At 70.9% G+C, this 17,356-nt stretch carries 13 protein-coding genes; 11 read left to right on the top strand and 2 right to left on the bottom strand.

The features are described 5' to 3' along the window. Nucleotides 1-3 precede the first annotated feature (3 nt). The 7 genes from ACWGKT_RS33125 to ACWGKT_RS33095 all read left to right on the top strand — a co-directional run bounded on the left by ACWGKT_RS33125 (nucleotide 4) and on the right by ACWGKT_RS33095 (nucleotide 8,170). On the top strand, nucleotides 4-1,251 hold the full coding sequence (locus ACWGKT_RS33125) for a polyamine ABC transporter substrate-binding protein (protein WP_356154223.1): 1,248 nt from the start codon (nucleotides 4-6) through the stop codon (nucleotides 1,249-1,251). Beyond that, nucleotides 1,248-2,411, top strand: coding sequence for an ABC transporter ATP-binding protein (locus ACWGKT_RS33120; RefSeq protein WP_453276551.1), 1,164 nt, complete (start codon nucleotides 1,248-1,250; stop codon nucleotides 2,409-2,411). Before ACWGKT_RS33125 ends, ACWGKT_RS33120 begins: the two co-directional genes overlap by 4 nt. A gap of 2 nt (nucleotides 2,412-2,413) precedes the next feature. After that, nucleotides 2,414-3,343, top strand: a complete 930-nt coding sequence (locus ACWGKT_RS33115) for an ABC transporter permease (RefSeq protein WP_356154217.1) — start codon at nucleotides 2,414-2,416, stop codon at nucleotides 3,341-3,343. Continuing rightward, nucleotides 3,344-4,144 carry an ABC transporter permease gene (locus tag ACWGKT_RS33110; RefSeq protein ID WP_356154214.1) on the top strand — a complete coding sequence of 267 codons (801 nt, stop codon included), beginning with the start codon at nucleotides 3,344-3,346 and terminating at the stop codon, nucleotides 4,142-4,144. Between the two features lie 29 nt (nucleotides 4,145-4,173). Next, on the top strand, nucleotides 4,174-5,592 hold the full coding sequence (locus ACWGKT_RS33105; RefSeq protein WP_453276550.1) for an NAD(P)/FAD-dependent oxidoreductase: 1,419 nt from the start codon (nucleotides 4,174-4,176) through the stop codon (nucleotides 5,590-5,592). Nucleotides 5,593-5,714: 122 nt separating this feature from the next. Then, on the top strand, nucleotides 5,715-6,197 hold the full coding sequence (locus ACWGKT_RS33100) for a bifunctional DNA primase/polymerase (RefSeq protein ID WP_356154209.1): 483 nt from the start codon (nucleotides 5,715-5,717) through the stop codon (nucleotides 6,195-6,197). A 155-nt stretch (nucleotides 6,198-6,352) separates the two neighbouring features. Beyond that, complete coding sequence (locus tag ACWGKT_RS33095; protein ID WP_453276549.1) at nucleotides 6,353-8,170, top strand: chitinase; 1,818 nt, start codon at nucleotides 6,353-6,355, stop codon at nucleotides 8,168-8,170. On the opposite strand, the gene ACWGKT_RS33090 is transcribed toward ACWGKT_RS33095, so the two are convergent. After that, nucleotides 8,109-8,774, bottom strand: coding sequence for a phosphatase PAP2 family protein (locus ACWGKT_RS33090; RefSeq protein WP_453276548.1), 666 nt, complete (start codon nucleotides 8,772-8,774; stop codon nucleotides 8,109-8,111). The genes ACWGKT_RS33095 and ACWGKT_RS33090 overlap by 62 nt on opposite strands. 281 nt (nucleotides 8,775-9,055) lie before the next feature. On the opposite strand from ACWGKT_RS33090, the gene ACWGKT_RS33085 reads away from it, so the two are divergent. Continuing rightward, nucleotides 9,056-9,541, top strand: coding sequence for a hypothetical protein (locus ACWGKT_RS33085; protein ID WP_453276547.1), 486 nt, complete (start codon nucleotides 9,056-9,058; stop codon nucleotides 9,539-9,541). A 415-nt stretch (nucleotides 9,542-9,956) separates the two neighbouring features. Here the strand turns inward: ACWGKT_RS33085 and gabT are convergent, their stop codons facing one another. Beyond that, on the bottom strand, nucleotides 9,957-11,291 hold the full coding sequence (gene gabT / locus ACWGKT_RS33080) for a 4-aminobutyrate--2-oxoglutarate transaminase (RefSeq protein ID WP_356154200.1): 1,335 nt from the start codon (nucleotides 11,289-11,291) through the stop codon (nucleotides 9,957-9,959). A 313-nt stretch (nucleotides 11,292-11,604) separates the two neighbouring features. On the opposite strand from gabT, the gene ACWGKT_RS33075 reads away from it, so the two are divergent. The 3 genes from ACWGKT_RS33075 to ACWGKT_RS33065 all read left to right on the top strand — a co-directional run bounded on the left by ACWGKT_RS33075 (nucleotide 11,605) and on the right by ACWGKT_RS33065 (nucleotide 17,143). After that, the gene (locus ACWGKT_RS33075) at nucleotides 11,605-13,710 is read left to right on the top strand and encodes an ATP-binding protein (protein WP_356154197.1); all 2,106 of its coding nucleotides are present in this window, start codon (nucleotides 11,605-11,607) and stop codon (nucleotides 13,708-13,710) included. A gap of 128 nt (nucleotides 13,711-13,838) precedes the next feature. Beyond that, nucleotides 13,839-15,500 carry a PucR family transcriptional regulator gene (locus ACWGKT_RS33070; protein ID WP_453276546.1) on the top strand — a complete coding sequence of 554 codons (1,662 nt, stop codon included), beginning with the start codon at nucleotides 13,839-13,841 and terminating at the stop codon, nucleotides 15,498-15,500. 197 nt (nucleotides 15,501-15,697) lie between these two features. Continuing rightward, nucleotides 15,698-17,143: an aldehyde dehydrogenase family protein gene (locus ACWGKT_RS33065; protein ID WP_453276573.1), complete on the top strand. Its 1,446-nt coding sequence runs from the start codon at nucleotides 15,698-15,700 to the stop codon at nucleotides 17,141-17,143. The last annotated feature ends 213 nt before the right edge of the window (nucleotides 17,144-17,356 follow it).

Genomic DNA, 17,356 nt, shown 5'->3' with positions numbered 1-17,356 from the left:
CGCATGGATCAGTACGAGCCCGACCGCCTGACTCCGGCCCAAGCGGCCGCCATGCGGCGCAGCTTCCGCAATGGCCGGGCGGCCTTGACCCGGCGTTCCCTGCTGCGCGCCTCCGCCGGCGGCGCGCTCGCGGTGGGTGGCCTCGGGGCGCTGAGCGGCTGCGGCATCCCCGCCGCGGGCAAGACGCAGGGCGGCACGTCCGCCGAGGACCACTCGGCCCAGGAGAAGGTCGTCAACTTCTCCAACTGGACCGAGTACATCGACGTCGACGACAGCGGCAAGCACCACCCGACGCTGGAGACGTTCGCCAAGCGGACCGGTATCCAGGTCAAGTACACCGAGGACATCAACGACAACAACGAGTTCTTCGGCAAGATCAAGCCGCAGCTCGCCGCGGGCCAGGACACCGGCCGCGACATCATCGTCCTCACCGACTGGCTCGCCGCCCGGCTGATCCGTCTCGGGTGGGCCCAGAAACTGGACCCCTCCAACCTGCCGCACGCCTACAGCAACCTGTCGGCGCAGTTCCGCAACCCCGACTGGGACCCGGGCCGCGCCTACTCGTACCCCTGGCAGGGCATCTCCACCGTGATCGCCTACAACAAGAAGGCGCTTGACGGCATAGAGGTCAAGTCGATCTCCGACCTGCTCGACAACCCCAAGCTCAAGGGGCGCGTCGGCTTCCTGTCCGAGATGCGCGACAGCATCGGCATGACGCTGCTCGACATGGGCAAGGACCCGGGGAAGTTCACCGACGACGACTTCGACGCGGTGATCGCCCGGCTGCAGAAGGCCGTCGACAAGGGCCAGATCCGCCGCTTCACAGGCAACGACTACACCTCCGACCTCACCAAGGGCGACTTCGCGGCCTGCGTGGCCTGGGCCGGTGACGTGGTGCAGCTCAAGGCGGACAGCCCGGACGTCGACTTCGTCATCCCCGACAGCGGCTACATGACGTCGACCGACAACATGCTGGTCCCGAACCGGGCACGCCACAAGACGAACGCCGAGCGGCTGATCGACTTCTACTACGAGCCGCCTCAGGCCGCCGCCCTCGCCGCCTACATCAACTACGTGTCGCCGGTCGACGGGGTGAAGCCCTACCTCGCGAAGATCGACGAGGACGCGGCGAACAACCCGCTGATCATTCCCGACAAGGCCATGCAGGCCAGGTCTCACGCCTTCCGCTCACTGACGCAGAAGGAAGAGACGGCCTACGAAGAGAAGTTCGCGAAGCTCACAGGGGCGTGACGACGATAATGACGACAGACAGCAGCGGCGACGTCCGCCTCACCGGGATCGGCAAGACCTACGGCTCCTTCACCGCCGTACACCCGCTGGACCTGACCGTGCCACAGGGCTCCTTCTTCGCCCTGCTCGGCGCGTCCGGCTGCGGCAAGACCACCACCTTGCGCATGATCGCGGGCCTGGAGGACCCCACCTCGGGCACCGTGCACCTGGGCGACCAGGACGTGACGCACCTGCCGCCGTACAAGCGGCCGGTGAACACGGTCTTCCAGTCGTACGCGCTCTTCCCGCACCTCGACATCTTCGAGAACGTCGCCTTCGGCCTGCGCCGGCGCGGCATCAAGTCGGTGAAGAAGCAGGTCGAGGAGATGCTCGACCTCGTCCAGCTCGGCGAGCAGGCGCGCAAGAAACCTCACCAGCTCTCCGGCGGCCAGCAGCAGCGCGTCGCCGTGGCCCGGGCGCTGATCAACCACCCCAAGGTGCTCCTCCTCGACGAGCCCCTCGGCGCCCTTGACCTCAAGCTGCGCCGCCAGATGCAGCTGGAGCTCAAGCGGATCCAGACCGAGGTCGGCATCACCTTCATCCACGTCACGCACGACCAGGAGGAGGCCATGACCATGGCCGACACGGTCGCCGTGATGAACGCGGGCCGCGTCGAGCAGCTCGGCTCGCCCGCCGACCTCTACGAGAACCCGCAGACCACCTTCGTCGCGAACTTCCTCGGCACCTCGAACCTGATCGAGGCCGAGGTCGACGCCAAGAACGGCGGGGACATCGTCCTGAAGGCCGGCGGCGGCAAGCTGGTCCTGCCCGAGGCGCGCTGTTCCGCGCCCACCACGACCGGCGGCAAGGTACTGGTCGGCATCCGCCCGGAGAAGATCTCCCTCACCCACGCCGACGAGGCGGGTTCGATTCCCGAGGGCCGCAACCGCATCACCGGCAAGATCGCCGACTCCAGCTTCATCGGCGTCTCCACGCAGTATGTGATCGACAGCCCGGTCTGCCCCGAGTTCGAGGTCTACGCCCAGAACATCGACCGCGACGCCCGCCTGCTGCCCGGCGCCGACGTGGTCCTGCACTGGAACCCGGCCCACACCTTCGGCCTGGACGCGGCCCAGGACATCGACGCCGGCGTGGAGAGCGTCGAGGAAGAGGCCGCGTAGACATGTCGACCCTCACCGAGGCGCCCCCGCCTCTCGCCCCCGCCTCGACGGAGCAGAAGCCTCCGCGCAAGCGCGGCCGCTTCACGCCGTACTGGCTGCTGCTGCCCGGCATCCTGTGGCTGGTCATCTTCTTCGCGCTGCCGATGATCTACCAGGCCTCCACGTCCGTGCAGACGGGCTCCCTGGAGCAGGGCTACAAGGTCACCTGGCACTTCGCGACGTACTGGGACGCGCTGAGCGAGTACTGGCCGCAGTTCCTGCGCTCCGTCCTCTACGCGGGCGCGGCGACCGTGCTGTGCCTGGTGCTGGGCTACCCGCTGGCGTACCTGATCGCCTTCCGGGCCGGCCGCTGGCGGAACCTGATCATGATCCTGGTGATCGCGCCGTTCTTCACCAGCTTCCTGATCCGCACCCTCGCCTGGAAGACGATCCTCGCCGACAGCGGTCCGGTCGTCGGCGCCCTCAACACGCTGCACATCCTCGACGTCACCAACTGGCTCGGCTGGACCGCGGGCGACCGTGTGCTGGCCACACCGCTGGCGGTGGTGTGCGGTCTGACGTACAACTTCCTCCCGTTCATGATCCTTCCGCTCTACACCTCGCTGGAGCGCATCGACGGGCGGCTGCACGAGGCGGCCGGCGACCTGTACGCCAGGCCGTGGACCACCTTCCGCAAGGTCACCTTCCCGCTGTCGATGCCGGGCGTGGTCTCCGGCACGCTGCTGACCTTCATCCCGGCGGCCGGCGACTACGTCAACGCGGAGCTCCTCGGCTCCACCGACACCCGCATGATCGGCAACGTGATCCAGACGCAGTTCCTGCGGATCCTCGACTATCCGACCGCGGCGGCCCTCTCCTTCATCCTGATGGCCGGAATTCTTCTCATGGTCACTCTCTACATCCGCAGGTCGGGGACGGAGGATCTGGTCTAAATGCCCTTCGTCAACTGGCTCAAGCGTCATCTCGTCGTCATCGCGGGACTGCTGACTCTCGGATATCTGCTGCTGCCGAACGTCATCGTCACGGTGTTCTCCTTCAACAAACCGAAGGGGCGCTTCAACTACGAATGGCAGCAGTTCTCCACGGACGCCTGGAAGGACCCGTGCGGCGTCGCGGACATGTGCGGCTCGCTGTCGATCAGCCTCCAGATCGCGGTCTGGGCGACGGTCGGCGCCACGGTCCTCGGCACGATGATCGCCTTCGCGCTGGTCCGCTACCGCTTCCGGGCGCGCGGCGCCGTGAACTCGCTGATCTTCCTGCCCATGGCCATGCCCGAGGTCGTCATGGCGGCCTCGCTGCTCACCCTGTTCCTCAACATGGGTGCCCAGCTGGGCTTCTGGACGATCCTGATCGCGCACATCATGTTCTGCCTCAGCTTCGTGGTCACCGCGGTCAAGGCGCGCGTGATGTCGATGGACCCGCGCCTGGAGCAGGCCGCCCAGGACCTCTACGCCGGCCCGGTGCAGACGTTCCTGCGCGTCACCCTGCCGATCGCGGCGCCCGGCATCGCGGCGGGCGCGCTGCTCTCCTTCGCGCTCTCCTTCGACGATTTCATCATCACCAATTTCAACGCGGGTTCGACCGTCACCTTCCCCATGTTCGTGTGGGGTTCGGCGCAGCGCGGCACCCCCGTCCAGATCAATGTCATCGGAACGGCCATGTTCCTCATCGCCGTACTGTTCGTGCTGACCTCGATGGTCATCACGAATCGCCGCAACAAGCAAAAGGCATGACCGAAAGAACTCTGTAGGGAGTTGAAATCATGGCCCCAAGCGCCATGAACCGTTGGATCACTTCTCTTTCCGAAGCACAGCCGGTCCCGTACTGGCTCGAAGACCCTGGCAAGCCCCACGCCGAGCCCGCCCTCACCGGCACCGAGACCTGTGACCTGCTGGTCGTGGGCGGCGGCTACAGCGGACTGTGGACCGCGCTCAACGCCAAGGAGCGCGACCCGCAGCGGGACGTGGTGCTGCTGGAGGGCCGTGAGGTGGGCTGGGCCGCCTCGGGCCGCAACGGAGGCTTCTGCGCCGCCTCCCTCACGCACGGACTGCCCAACGGACTGGCCCGCTGGCCGGACGAGATCCACACCCTGGAGGAGCTGGGCGCCCGCAACCTCGACGAGATCGAGAAGGCGGTCGCCCGCCACTCCCTCGACTGCGAATTCGAGCGCACCGGCGAGATCGACGTCGCGACCGAGACCTACCAGGCCCGGGAACTGCGCGACTGGCACCGGCAGATGCAGGACAGGGGCCTGGCCGACGGCGTCGACTTCCTGGACGCCGACCAGGTGCGCGAGCAGGTCGACTCGCCCACCTTCCAGGCGGGGCTGTGGGACCGCGGGGGAGTGGCCATGCTCCACCCGGCCAAGCTCGCCTGGGGCCTCAAGCGCGCCTGCCTCCAGCTGGGGGTGCGCGTCTACGAGCACACTCCGGCCCTGGACCTGAAGCCGTACGGCGCCGGTATGGCCGTACGCACCCCGTACGGCTCGGTCCGGGCCCGCCAGGTCGCGCTAGGCACGAACATCTTCCCGAACCTGGTGCGGCGCGTCCGCTCGTACACCGTCCCGGTCTACGACTACGCGCTGATGACCGAGCCGCTGACCGCCGACCAGCTGGCGTCGATCGGCTGGCACAACCGCCAGGGGCTCGGGGACTCGGCGAACCAGTTCCACTACTTCCGGCTGTCCGCCGACAACCGGATCCTGTGGGGCGGTTACGACGCGGTCCACCACTACGGCGGCCGGGTGCGCTCCGAGTACGACGACCGGCCGGAGACGTACGCCAAGCTCGCCGGGCACTTCTTCACCTGCTTTCCGCAGCTGGAGGGCGTCCGCTTCACGCACGCGTGGGGCGGCGCGATCGACACCTGCTCGCGCTTCTCGGCCTTCTTCGGCACCGCCCACCAGGGCAAGGTCGCCTACGCGGCCGGCTACACGGGCCTCGGCGTCGGTGCCACCCGCTTCGGCGCCGACGTGATGCTGGACCTGCTCTCCGGCGAGGAGACCGAGCGCACGCGCCTCGAAATGGTCCGCAAGAAACCCCTCCCCTTCCCGCCCGAGCCCTTCGCCTGGACCGGCATCGCGCTCACCAAGTGGTCCCTGGCCCGCGCGGACGCCCACGACGGACGGCGTAACCTGTGGCTGCGAGCCATGGACAAACTGGGTCTCGGCTTCGACAGCTGAGCCCGCCGGACGCTGTGATCCGGTTCACTCCAAGGGGGGCCGGAAATCCGCGTAACGCTCCCGGCAGACCTCCCTCTCTCCTGTGACGCGCACGCGTCCACGGGAGACGGGGAGGTTTTCTCATGACCGGAGCGAGGGCGGCCGTGGAGTGGCTGGTGTCGGTGGCGCCGGATCCCGAGGCCTGCCGCTGGGAGTGGGAACGCAATCCCCGGGGGGTGGCGCTGCTGCCCGCGGGCAGGGCCTGGGACGTGCTGATCCTGCCGAGCGAGCTCGGCTATCCCACGCTCGACGTGCTCACCCGCATCCTCGACCAACCCGGCCCGGTGCTGGTCGACTTCGGCGACTCGCGCATGGGCTTCTTCGTGCCGTCCGGCACGGCGGCTCGCTGGCTCGGCACGGGCATCCGCACCGCCGGGGCCGGCACCTGGATCGTCGTGCCGTATCCGGGCCGAACGGCCGGCGCGGTCCGCTGGCTGGTCCCGCCGGACGGTTCCGGCACCCTCACCGATCCCGCCCTGCTGGAACTGGCGATGCACGAGGCCGCGGCGAGCCTCGCGGCGGGGGAGGGCGGCTGGGCGGACCCGCCGACGACCCTACGACCCTAAGACCGACAGCCCGACGGCCCGACAGCCCGACGGCCCGACGGCCCGACGGCCCGCGTTCCGGTACCCCGTGCCGTCGGAGGTCTTGACAACAGCATTGGTCTGGACCAAGTTGAGCGCGCTCCACCCTCCTGATTCCCCCATGCCCGGAGGCAGTTGTGGATCGCACCAGCCCTCGTACCGGACCGCGCACCAGATCCGTCCTCGCCGCGCTCACGGCCGCGCTGCTGGCCCTGCCCGGCATCACCGCACTGTCGTCGGCCGCCCGCGCGGCCGACGCGGACCTCGTCCGCAACGGTGGCTTCGAGTCGGGCCTCGCCGGCTGGACCTGCACGGCCGGTACGACCGTCACCACACCCGTGCGCAGCGGCACCTCGGCGCTCCAGGCCACCCCGGCCGGCAGCGACAACGCCCAGTGCACGCAGACCGTCACGGTCAAGCCCGACTCCCAGTACACCCTCTCCGGCTACGTCCGCGGCTCCTACGTCTACCTCGGCGCGACCGGCACCGCCACCACCGACGTCTCCACCTGGACCCAGTCGGCGCCGAACTGGCAGCAGTTGACGACCACCTTCCGCACCGGCGCCGCCACCACCAGGGTCACGCTCTACACCCACGGCTGGTACGGCACCGGCGCCTACTACGCCGACGACATCTCCCTGACCGGCCCCGGCGTCGACCCGGGGCAGCCGCCCGCCGCCCCGACCGGCCTCAAGGCCGGCACCGTCACCTCCTCCAGCGTCGCCCTGTCCTGGACGGCCGTCAGCGGCGCGACAAGCTACGCCGTCTACCGCGACGGCGCCAAGGTCCAGACGGTGAGCGGCACTTCGGCCACCGTGACCGGCCTGTCGCCCGCCACGGCGTACGCGTTCCAGGTCGCGGCCGTCAACGACGCGGGCGAGTCCGCGCGGTCCGCGACGGTGACCGCGACCACCACCGCCGGATCCGGCGGCTCGACCGACCTGCCCACCCACGCCCTGGTCGGCTATCTGCACGCCACCTTCGCCAACGGCTCCGGGTACACGCGCCTGGCCGACGTCCCCGACAGCTGGGACGTCATCGACCTGGCCTTCGGCGAGCCGACCTCGGCCACCTCCGGGGACATCCGGTTCAACCGCTGCCCGGTCACCGAATGCCCGAACGTCGAGAGCGACGCCGACTTCAAGGCGGCGATCAAAGCCAAGCAGGCGGCCGGCAAGAAGGTGCTGATCTCCATCGGCGGCCAGAACGGCCAGGTCCAGCTGACCAGCACGGCGGCCCGGGACACCTTCGTCTCGTCCGTCTCGAAGATCATCGACGACTACGGCCTCGACGGTCTGGACGTCGACTTCGAGGGCCACTCGCTGTCACTCAACGCCAACGACACGGACTTCAGGAACCCGACCACCCCCGTGGTCGTCAACCTGATCTCGGCGCTGAAGACCCTCAAGGCCAAGTACGGCGCGAAGTTCGTGCTGAGCATGGCGCCCGAGACCTTCTTCGTGCAGATGGGCTACCAGTACTACGGCACCGGCAAGTGGGGCGGCCAGGACCCGCGCTGCGGGGCGTACCTCCCCGTCATCCACGCCCTGCGCGACGACCTGACCCTGCTGCACGTCCAGGACTACAACTCGGGCCCGATCATGGGCCTCGACAACCAGTACCACTCCATGGGCGGCGCCGACTTCCACATCGCCATGACCGACATGCTCCTGACCGGCTTCCCGGTCGCGGGCGACGCGAACAACGTCTTCCCGCCGCTGCGCCCCGACCAGATCGCGATCGGCATGCCGGCGTCCACCAACGCGGGCAACGGCTATGTGTCCCCGTCCGAGGTCACCAAGGCCCTCGACTGCCTGACGAAGAAGGCGAACTGCGGCTCGTACACCACCCACGGCACCTGGCCGGGCCTGCGCGGCCTGATGACCTGGTCGGTCAACTGGGACCGGTTCGCGAACTGGGAGTTCCAGAAGAACTTCGACGCGTACTTCGGCTGAGCGCAATTCGGCCCAGGCACAGCCACAGCCCGTACAGGAGCACCGCGCACAGGCACCAACTGGCCAGTACGTCCAGGGGCCAGTGGTAGCCGCACCGGACCAGCCCGAAGCCGACGCCGAGGTTGATCGCGGCGCAGGCCAGGAGCAGCACCCGCCGAGCGCGGACCGAGTCCAGCCAGGGGAGGAGGAGCAGGGTCGCGGCACCGTAGGCGATGGCGGCCGTGGCCGTGTGGCCGGAGGGGTAGTAGCCGACGGCGGGTGGCACGACGGGGGTGCCCGGGCGGGCGGTCCAGTCCTTGAGCGGGACGATCACCGCCGGCACCAGCGCCAACAGCAGCGCCGCGGCGACCGGCGGCAGCCACCAGCGGTCCAGACCGGTGGCACGACCCCTCCAGGCCACGTACCCGAGCACGAGGACGAGGACCGGCACGGCGACCTGGATGCTGCCGAGGTCGGCGAGGAGTCGGGAGGCACGGTCCGGGTGGACCAGCGCCCGGCTCACCCGTTCGTCCAGCCCCACCAGCGGACCGCCGTCCACGACCTGCCAGGTGATGAGCACGACGAGGACGGTGAACAGGGCGGGGAGGCCGAGCAGGAGGAGCATGGGGGACAGCCTGTCAGCACGGGCGGCGCGCATGCGCGGGGGGCCGGTCCGCGGAGCCGCCCGCCGCTGCACCGGTGCGCCCTCGCCGCTCGCTGTGCCGGGACGGGCCGCCCGCCTACGGTCTGTCCGGCGGATCAGGTCGGAGAGACGCAACGGACTCTCATGGACGCCGCAGATGGGCGTGCCAGCCCCCGCGGCTCCGGCCGGATCCGCCGGACAGGCCTTAGCGTGCCGGGCGGCTCTCCTGCATTCCGGCACGGAGAGAGCGAGGGGGGTATGTGATGTCATCCGGTGATTGCTCGACGCTGTCACGGCGCCGTCTGCTCGCGTTGGCCGGTGGTACCGGCTACTGCCCGGTCGGCAGTGGGGTGTTCGGCTGGGACCATCCGCACCGGAGCGCGGGGAGCGGCGACTACGTCCTGCGGTTTCACGGCGAACCCGGTGCGGGAGAGACGAACCGGGACTGGTGCTCGACGTGTGCGGCCCTGTGGTCCGTGAGCTGGTCGACCGGCGGCCCGGCCGTGAACAAGTGCCCGAACTCCCGTCGGCTGAGCGGGGGGCACGACATCACGGGCTCAGGCATCTACCGGCTGGAGGCGCCGCCCGACCTGACCAACGGGCCGGGCGGGCAGGCCCAGTGGTTCGTGTGCCGCAAGTGCGCCGGGCTGTTCTTCGCCGGCAACGGCCCGACGGGTGCGTGCCCGGCGGGCGGTGGCCATGAGCACCGCGTGGGGATCGGCGCCGCATACGTGTTGCGCCAACTGTGAGAAGGAGGTCGGCCGCCCCGGAACAGGGGGGGGCGTTCCGAGGCGGCCGTCCGGATCGGAACGCCGCGCGCCCCGGGGGGTTTGGGGCGGGCGACCGTCCGATCGGTGAGGAGATCCGGAGCCATGGGCCCCGGTGATGTGCGCGAGGGCACGACCAGGTCGAAGCTGGGGAGGCCCCGGCCTGATACCGCCCACAGTCCCCTGTGAGCGGGTGTATCTCTCATCTGGGTAGAACCTACGGCAGGGGGTGGCCCTGAGACAGGCGGAATCGCGTCCCGCCATCCACCTCGCACACCTTCTTCACATGGCCTGACGCTCGCCGCCCCGGCCCCGGAGGCGCGGTGCTCCGAAGGACTGGGGCGGGTGGGGCTCAGGTGGCGTCAACCCTGTGCCTGAGCTGGGGGTTCGCTGTGCGTCAGATGCGCGCGAAGGCCTGCTCGATGATGTCCAGGCCCTCGTTCAGCAGGTCCTCGCCGATGACCAGCGAGGGCAGGAAGCGCAGCACGTTGCCGTAGGTGCCACAGGTCAGGACCAGCAGGCCCTCCTGGTGGCAGGCCTTGGCCAGCGCGGCGGTCGCCTCCGCGTTTGGCTCCTTGGTCGTACGGTCCTTGACCAGCTCGATGGCGATCATGGCGCCACGGCCGCGGACGTCGCCGATGATGTCGAACTTCTCGGCCATGGCGGTGAGGCGAGCCTTCATGATCGCCTCGATGTTCTTCGCCTTGGCGTTGAGGTCGAGCTCCTTCATGGTCTCGATCGCGCCGAGCGCACCCGCGCAGGCGACCGGGTTGCCGCCGTAGGTGCCGCCGAGGCCGCCCGCGTGCGCGGCGTCCATGATCTCGGCGCGGCCGGTCACGGCGGCGAGCGGCAGACCGCCCGCGATGCCCTTGGCGGTGGTGATCAGGTCCGGGACGATGCCCTCGTCCTCACAGGCGAACCACTGACCGGTGCGGCAGAAGCCGGACTGGATCTCGTCCGCGACGAAGACGATGCCGTTTTCCTTGGCGAACTCGCTGATCGCGGGCAGGAAGCCCTTGGCCGGCTCGATGAAGCCGCCCTCGCCGAGCACCGGCTCGATGATGATCGCGGCCACGTTGTCCGGACCGACCTGCTTGGTGATCTGGTCGATGGCCATCTTGGCGGCCTCGGGGCCCGCGTTCTCCGGACCGGTCGGCCAGCGGTAGGCGTAGGCGACCGGGACGCGGTAGACCTCGGGGGCGAACGGACCGAAGCCGTGCTTGTACGGCATGTTCTTCGCGGTCAGCGCCATGGTCAGGTTGGTGCGGCCGTGGTAGCCGTGGTCGAACACGACGACCGCCTGGCGCTTGGTGTACGCGCGGGCGATCTTGACGGCGTTCTCGACGGCCTCGGCGCCCGAGTTGAACAGGGCGGACTTCTTGGCGTGGTCACCCGGGGTGAGCTCGGCGAGGGCCTCGGCGACCTCCACGTAGCCCTCGTACGGGGTGACCATGAAACACGTGTGGGTGAAGTCGGCCAGCTGGGCGCTCGCGCGGCGTACGACGGCCTCGGCGGAGGCGCCGACGCTGGTCACCGCGATGCCGGAGCCGAAGTCGATCAGCCGGTTGCCGTCGACGTCCTCGATGATGCCGCCGCCGGCACGCGCGGTGAACACGGGCAGCACGGAGCCCACGCCCTGCGCGACCGCGGCGAGGCGGCGGGCCTGCAGCTCCTGCGACTTGGGGCCGGGGATGGCGGTGACGACGCGGCGCTCCTGCGGAAGTGCGGTCATGGGGGCTCCCTGATGATCTTGCGTACCGGGCGGTTCCCGGACGGTTCCGGGCGGTGCGTTTTCGGACGCTTTCTTTCTTTCTTCGCAGGCTAGGGCCGGTGAGGAGAGGTGGGCATGCTCCATGTGGGCGTTGTCGGAGAGTGACGTTGTCCGCGATGGACATAGCGAGGGGTGCCGATCGGCCGGTGCCCGCGGCCACGCCGAGTTCCGAGCCGCGCGGTTCTCTCGGCCGCGTATGCGGTGAACTCCCCTTGCGTGGGCATTAGATTGACTCGCTGACGGTGCAGGGAACGGCTGGTCAGGGGGCAGGGCGATGGACAGCGACGGGACGCGGGACGCGCGGGGTACGCATGCGAATCCTGTGCCGCGGGCACGCTCCGCCGTTCCGCCGATGCCGACGGTGCCGCCGGGGGCACCGCCCAAGCCCGACGGTACGACGTTCCTGACCTGGCTGCGCGCCCCGCGGCCACAGGCGGCGCCCGGGGTCTGGCGGTTCCGCTACCAGCCGCGGCCGGAGGCGGAACCCGAACAGATCCCGACGCGCCAGCTGCTGAGCGGTGCGCTGATCGCGTTCCTGGTGGGCTGGCTGATCTGGTCGCTGCTCTACAACGGCTATCTCGGCGGCTGGTGGATTCTGCCGCTCTTCGCCATGATCCCCGACTCGTGGGCCCCGCCCCAGTCCACGCGCGCGGCGGTCGTCGGCTATGTCTGGTACGTGGTCGTCGCGGCCGTGATCATGATCGGAGTCGGGCGACTGGGCCGCTGGGGCGAGGTGTGGCGGCGCTTCGTCGTCGCGCGCTTCGACCACAAGCCCGAGCGGGAGGTCGTCCCGCCGGCCGAGGACGACCCCGCCCAGTGGCCGCAGCTGCGGGCCGCCGGTGCCCACGACGCCGCCGACCGGCTCGCCGCCGAGGCCCGTACCGGGCTCATGCGGGACGTCGATCACGCGCGGATCGCGCGGGCCTGGCAGGGCGTGCGCAGCGGGCGGCACAGTCTGGCCACGTTCACCGCCGCCGTGGTGAAGGACGGCGCCGCCGCCTGTCTGCACCCGTCGGGCGAGCGCGACCTGCCGGGCCGGCTCGCGCAGCACGATCTGGTCACCGGCCAGGTCCGGCTGGGCACGACCGCCGACGATCCGCGCAACCCGTACCACTACCGCGGCGCCGGCCTCGCCCTCGGCCCCGAGCTGCTCGGCACCTCGCTGCTCGCCGTCGGACCGGCCGGCTCCGGCAAGACGGGCACGGTCGTGCGGCCGCTCGCCGAGTCGCTGTGCCTGCACGCGCTCGCCGGACGGGCCGCCGTCGTGGTGGTCGGCGCGGCGGGCGCGGGCGTGGGCCCGGCCGACGCGTACGACGTCGTCGTACGGATCGCGCACCCCGACTCGGTGTACGACCTCGACCTGTACGGCGGCACCACCGACCCGGACGAGGCCGCGGCCATACTCGCCGAGGCCCTCGTCGGTGACCTCGCCGACCCGCACCCCGGCAGCGACAGCCGCCGCTCCACCACCGTCCTGGCCCAGCTGCTCGGCCCGTTCCGGGCGGTCCACGACCGCTTCCCCTCGGTACCCGAGCTGCGGCAGCTCCTCGACGGCACGCCCGGCCCGCTGGCCGCGCTGCGCAAGGCGCTGCAGGACACCGGGCGGGACTCGCTGCTGCGCGAACTCGACGCGCGGGAGCGGCAGATGGGGCATCCGGGAGACATCGGCGCGGTCCTGGCCGACCGGATCGCGCTGCTCGACCGGCCCGCCTTCGCCGGGTTTTTCGACACCTCCGGGCAGTCCCGGCCGTTCTCGCTGAAGGCCCTCGACCATCCCGTCCGGGTCCGCATCGACCTGCCCGAGCGCGGGCACGCCGACGCCTCGCGGATCCTGGCCCGGCTGGTGCTCGCCCAGTTCACGGCGAGCGTCTCGGTACGGGAGGACCGGTCGCTGTTCGCCTGCCTGGTGCTGGACGACGCGACGGGGGCCGTCACCCCGGACGCCGTGCGCGGGATCCAGCGGCTGCGGTCGGCCAACGCCGGCGCCGTGCTCACCCTGCGCACCCTGGACGACGTACCCCGGCCGCTGCGCGGGCCGCTGCTCGGCGCCGCCGGCTGCCGGATGGCGCTGTCCGGGCTCACCCCGTGGGACGGGCAGGACTTCGCCGAGGTGTGGGGCAAGGAGTGGACCGAGACCCGGGACGTGACCGACCGGCAGATCATCGCCGAGACCCCGGCGGGCAAGGCCGTGCACGTGCTGCGCCGGGTGATCACCGGTAAGGCGCCGACCGCGCGGGCCGTGACCGTCCGGCAGGTCGAGCGGGAACGCTGGTCCGCGTCCGAGCTGGCGCACGGGGTGGCGCCGGGGCACGCGGTGCTCTCGCTGACGAACGTGAAGGGCGAGCACGCGCCGCCGCTCCTGGTGGACCTCCGCGGCTGAGGGTGGCCGAGGGTTGAATATCCGGTCCCCTCCGGACCGTACGGTGAGGCAGAATCGGCATAGGCTGTTCATACGTGGCGGCCAATTGATCACAAGGATCACCCGATCTCCCCAGACCTGAAGGCCACATGCCCCCGACGCTCGCCTCGCTCGTCCACCATTCCGCGCTCAAACTCACCGTGCGCGCGGGCGAGGAGCGCCTGGACGTGCCCGTCCGCTGGGCGCACGTCAGCGAACTGGCCGACCCGGTCCCGTACATGGAGGGCGGGGAGCTGCTGCTGATCACCGCGCTCAAGCTGGACGCGGAGGATCCGGAGGCGATGAGCCGCTATGTGAAGCGGCTCGTCGGAGCGGGCGTCGTCGGGCTCGGCTTCGCGGTCGGCGTCAACTACGACGAGATCCCCGAGGCCCTCGTCGCCGCGGCCGAGCAGGAGGGGCTGCCCCTGCTGGAGGTGCCGCGCCGCACCCCCTTCCTCGCGATCAGCAAGGCGGTGTCCGCCGCCATCGCCGCCGACCAGTACCGGGCGGTGACGGCCGGTTTCGCCGCACAGCGGGAGCTCACCAAGCAGACGCTGGTCGCCGGCCCGGAGGGGCTCCTGGCCGCGCTCGCCGGGCAGGTCAACGGCTGGGCGGCCCTGTACGACGCCTCGGGCGCCGTGGTGGCCACCGCGCCGGACTGGGCGGGCCGCAGGGCGGCCCGGATCACCCCGGACGTCGAGCGGCTGCGGGAACGGCCCGCGCCCGCCTCGTCGGTGGTCGGCGGGCCGGAGAACGAGGACCGCGTCGAACTGCACACCCTGGGGACCGGACGGCGGCCGCGGGCGGCGCTCGCCGTGGGCACCGCCTCCGCCCTCGGCACCGCCGAGCGGTACGCCGTCCACTCCGCCATCGCGCTCCTCACGCTCACCACCGAGCGCTCCCGTTCACTGCACGCCGCCGAGCAGCGGGTCGGCGCTGCCGTGCTGCGCATGCTGCTCGCCGGGGAGCCGGACCACGCGCGGGCCGTCGCCGGGGACCTGTACGGCGGGCTGCTCGACGCGCCCTTCCGGATGATCGTGGCCGAGTCGGTGTCCGCGTCGGCCGCGCGGGCGCACGCCGACGCGCACGCGCAGGTGCACGGGGCCAAGCCGAGTCCGTCCCCCGCGGTGGCCGCTGCCGACGCGGGCGGCGACCCGCTGGGCGGCCTCGCGGAGATCGTGGAGTCGGCCGCGGCGCGGGCCGGGGAGGCCGTGCTGGTGGTGCCGGAGGGGGAGCGGCTGGTGGTGCTGGCCGCCGACGGCGGTGCGGCGGCCGCCGCCTGTGCCGACTACGCGAGCGCGCTGGAGGCGGCACGGTCCGTACCCGAGCAGGGCGCGACGGAGGAGGACGAGCTGGTCGTGGGGCTGTCGGCGCCGGTGGGGCCGATCGCCGCGGCGGCGGCCTACAAGCAGGCCGAGCAGGCGCTGTCGGTGGCCCGGCGGCGGGGCCGGGTGCTCGTGGAGCACGAGCAGCTGGCGGCCGGGTCCGTGGTGCCGCTGCTGGCGGACGACGCGGTGAAGGCGTTCGCCGACGGGCTGCTCAGGCCGCTGTACGAGCACGACGCGACCGGACGGGGTGACCTGGTGGCCTCGCTGCGGGCGTGGCTGTCCCGGCACGGGCAGTGGGACGCGGCGGCGGCCGATCTGGGGGTGCACCGGCACACGCTGCGGTACCGGATGCGCCGGGTCGAGGAGATCCTCGCGCGGTCCCTGGACGACCCGGACGTCCGGATGGAACTCTGGCTGGCCCTGAAGGCGACGTCGGCGGACTGAGGCCTCTTCCGGACCGGCCTCGCCCGAGTCGGCCTCTTCCGGCCCGCCGCGTAGGACAAAGCGGCGTGCCTCCGGTGTTCACTTCTCCGACTCGGACAAACGACCCTCGCGCGCGTCCGTCCTACCGTGGATGAGACAGCAGCAGAACTCCCTCAACGCGGAAGGGCCGGGACTCGCACATGCCCCAGAAAAACAATGTGGGGGCCACCCACGCCTTCTGGCTCGCCGGCCGCCAGGTCACCGGCGAGGACACCTTCGACGTCACCTCCCCGTGGGACGGGCGACTGGTCGGCAAGGTCAGCGTGCCGACGGACGCCCAGGTCGAGGAGGCCGTGGCCGCCGCGTACGCCGTGCGGGACGAGTTCGCCGCCACCCCGGCGCACGTGCGCGCCGCCGCCCTGGACCACGTCAGCAAGCGTCTGGTCGAGCGCACCGAGGAGATCGCCCAGCTGATCTCCGCCGAGAACGGCAAGCCGATCAAGTGGGCCCGCGGCGAGGTCGGCCGCGCGGTGTCCGTGTTCCGGTTCGCGGCCGAGGAGGCCCGGCGGTTCAACGGCGGCGAGGCCCAGCGCCTCGACACCGACCTCGGCGGCCAGGGCCGCCTCGCGCTGACCCGCCGCTTCCCGAAGGGCGTCGTCCTCGGCATCGCGCCGTTCAACTTCCCGCTGAACCTGTGCGCCCACAAGGTCGCCCCGGCCATCGCCGCCGGTGCCCCGATCATCCTGAAGCCGGCGCCCGCGACCCCGCTGTCCGGCCTGATCATCGGTGACCTGCTCGCCGAGACCGAGCTGCCCGTCGGCTCCTGGTCGATCCTCCCGGTCGCCAACGAGAAGATGCCCGCGCTGGTCCAGGACGAGCGCCTGCCGGTCATCTCCTTCACCGGATCCGAGAAGGTCGGCTACGCGATCATGGACTCGGTGCCGCGCAAGCACTGCACCCTGGAGCTGGGCGGCAACGGCGCGGCCGTCGTCCTCGGCGACTTCGCGAGCGACGCGGACCTGGACTGGGCCGCGACCCGCATCGCGACCTTCTCGAACTACCAGGGCGGCCAGTCCTGCATCTCCGTGCAGCGCGTGATCGCGGACGCCTCCGTCTACGACCGTCTGCTGCCGCGGATCGTCGCCGCCGTCGAGGCCCAGGCCACCGGCGACCCGTCCGACGACAAGACCGACGTCGGCCCGCTGGTCAGCGAGGCCGCCGCCGAGCGCGTCGAGTCCTGGGTGAAGGAGGCCGTCGAGGCCGGCGCCACCCTGCTCACCGGCGGTGACCGCGACGGCGCCTCCTACGCGCCGACCGTCCTCACCGACGTACCGGCCGACACCAACGTCGCCTGCGAGGAGATCTTCGGACCTGTCCTCACCGTGCAGAAGGTGGACGGCGAGGCCGAGGCCTTCGCCGCCGTCAACTCCTCCAAGTACGGCCTCCAGGCGGGCGTGTTCACCCACGACCTCCAGGTCGCCTTCCGCGCCCACCGCGTGCTGGAGGTCGGCGGCGTGGTCATCGGCGACGTGCCCTCCTACCGCGCCGACCAGATGCCGTACGGCGGCGCCAAGCAGTCCGGCGTCGGCCGTGAGGGCGTCAAGTTCGCGATGGACGACTACACCTACGAGCGCGTGCTGGTCCTCACCGGCCTCGCCCTCTAGTTGATGGGAACCATTTCCATATAGGTTCCCCGAAGGGGCCCGGCACCGTTGCCTTCCGGTGCCGGGCCCCTTCTGTCCGCCGACCTCGCCCGGACCCTCAACCGGAGAAGCCGACACGCGCGAGCCGCAGCGGGTCAGGACGGCCGTCACCAAGTCACCGTCCGCCGGCGTCACCGCGTCTGCCGACAGCTTCGTACGGCCCACCGGAGCGAT

It is taken from the genome of Streptomyces sp. NPDC054794 (genome assembly GCF_053611585.1).
The sequence above is the reverse complement of the archived record's forward strand: the minus strand, read 5'-3'. Positions and strand labels throughout refer to the sequence as shown.

Bases quoted from the DNA above. Each gene is read 5' to 3' on its own strand.
- ACWGKT_RS33125 (WP_356154223.1), top strand. From the start codon at position 4: ATGGATCAGTACGAGCCCGACCGCCTGACTCCGGCCCAAGCGGCCGCC.
- ACWGKT_RS33070 (WP_453276546.1), top strand. From the start codon at position 13,839: ATGCCCCCGACGCTCGCCTCGCTCGTCCACCATTCCGCGCTCAAACTC.
- ACWGKT_RS33110 (WP_356154214.1), top strand. From the start codon at position 3,344: ATGCCCTTCGTCAACTGGCTCAAGCGTCATCTCGTCGTCATCGCGGGA.
- ACWGKT_RS33090 (WP_453276548.1), bottom strand. From the start codon at position 8,774: ATGCTCCTCCTGCTCGGCCTCCCCGCCCTGTTCACCGTCCTCGTCGTG.
- ACWGKT_RS33105 (WP_453276550.1), top strand. From the start codon at position 4,174: ATGGCCCCAAGCGCCATGAACCGTTGGATCACTTCTCTTTCCGAAGCA.
- ACWGKT_RS33085 (WP_453276547.1), top strand. From the start codon at position 9,056: ATGTCATCCGGTGATTGCTCGACGCTGTCACGGCGCCGTCTGCTCGCG.
- ACWGKT_RS33100 (WP_356154209.1), top strand. From the start codon at position 5,715: ATGACCGGAGCGAGGGCGGCCGTGGAGTGGCTGGTGTCGGTGGCGCCG.
- ACWGKT_RS33075 (WP_356154197.1), top strand. From the start codon at position 11,605: ATGGACAGCGACGGGACGCGGGACGCGCGGGGTACGCATGCGAATCCT.
- ACWGKT_RS33115 (WP_356154217.1), top strand. From the start codon at position 2,414: ATGTCGACCCTCACCGAGGCGCCCCCGCCTCTCGCCCCCGCCTCGACG.
- gabT (WP_356154200.1), bottom strand. From the start codon at position 11,291: ATGACCGCACTTCCGCAGGAGCGCCGCGTCGTCACCGCCATCCCCGGC.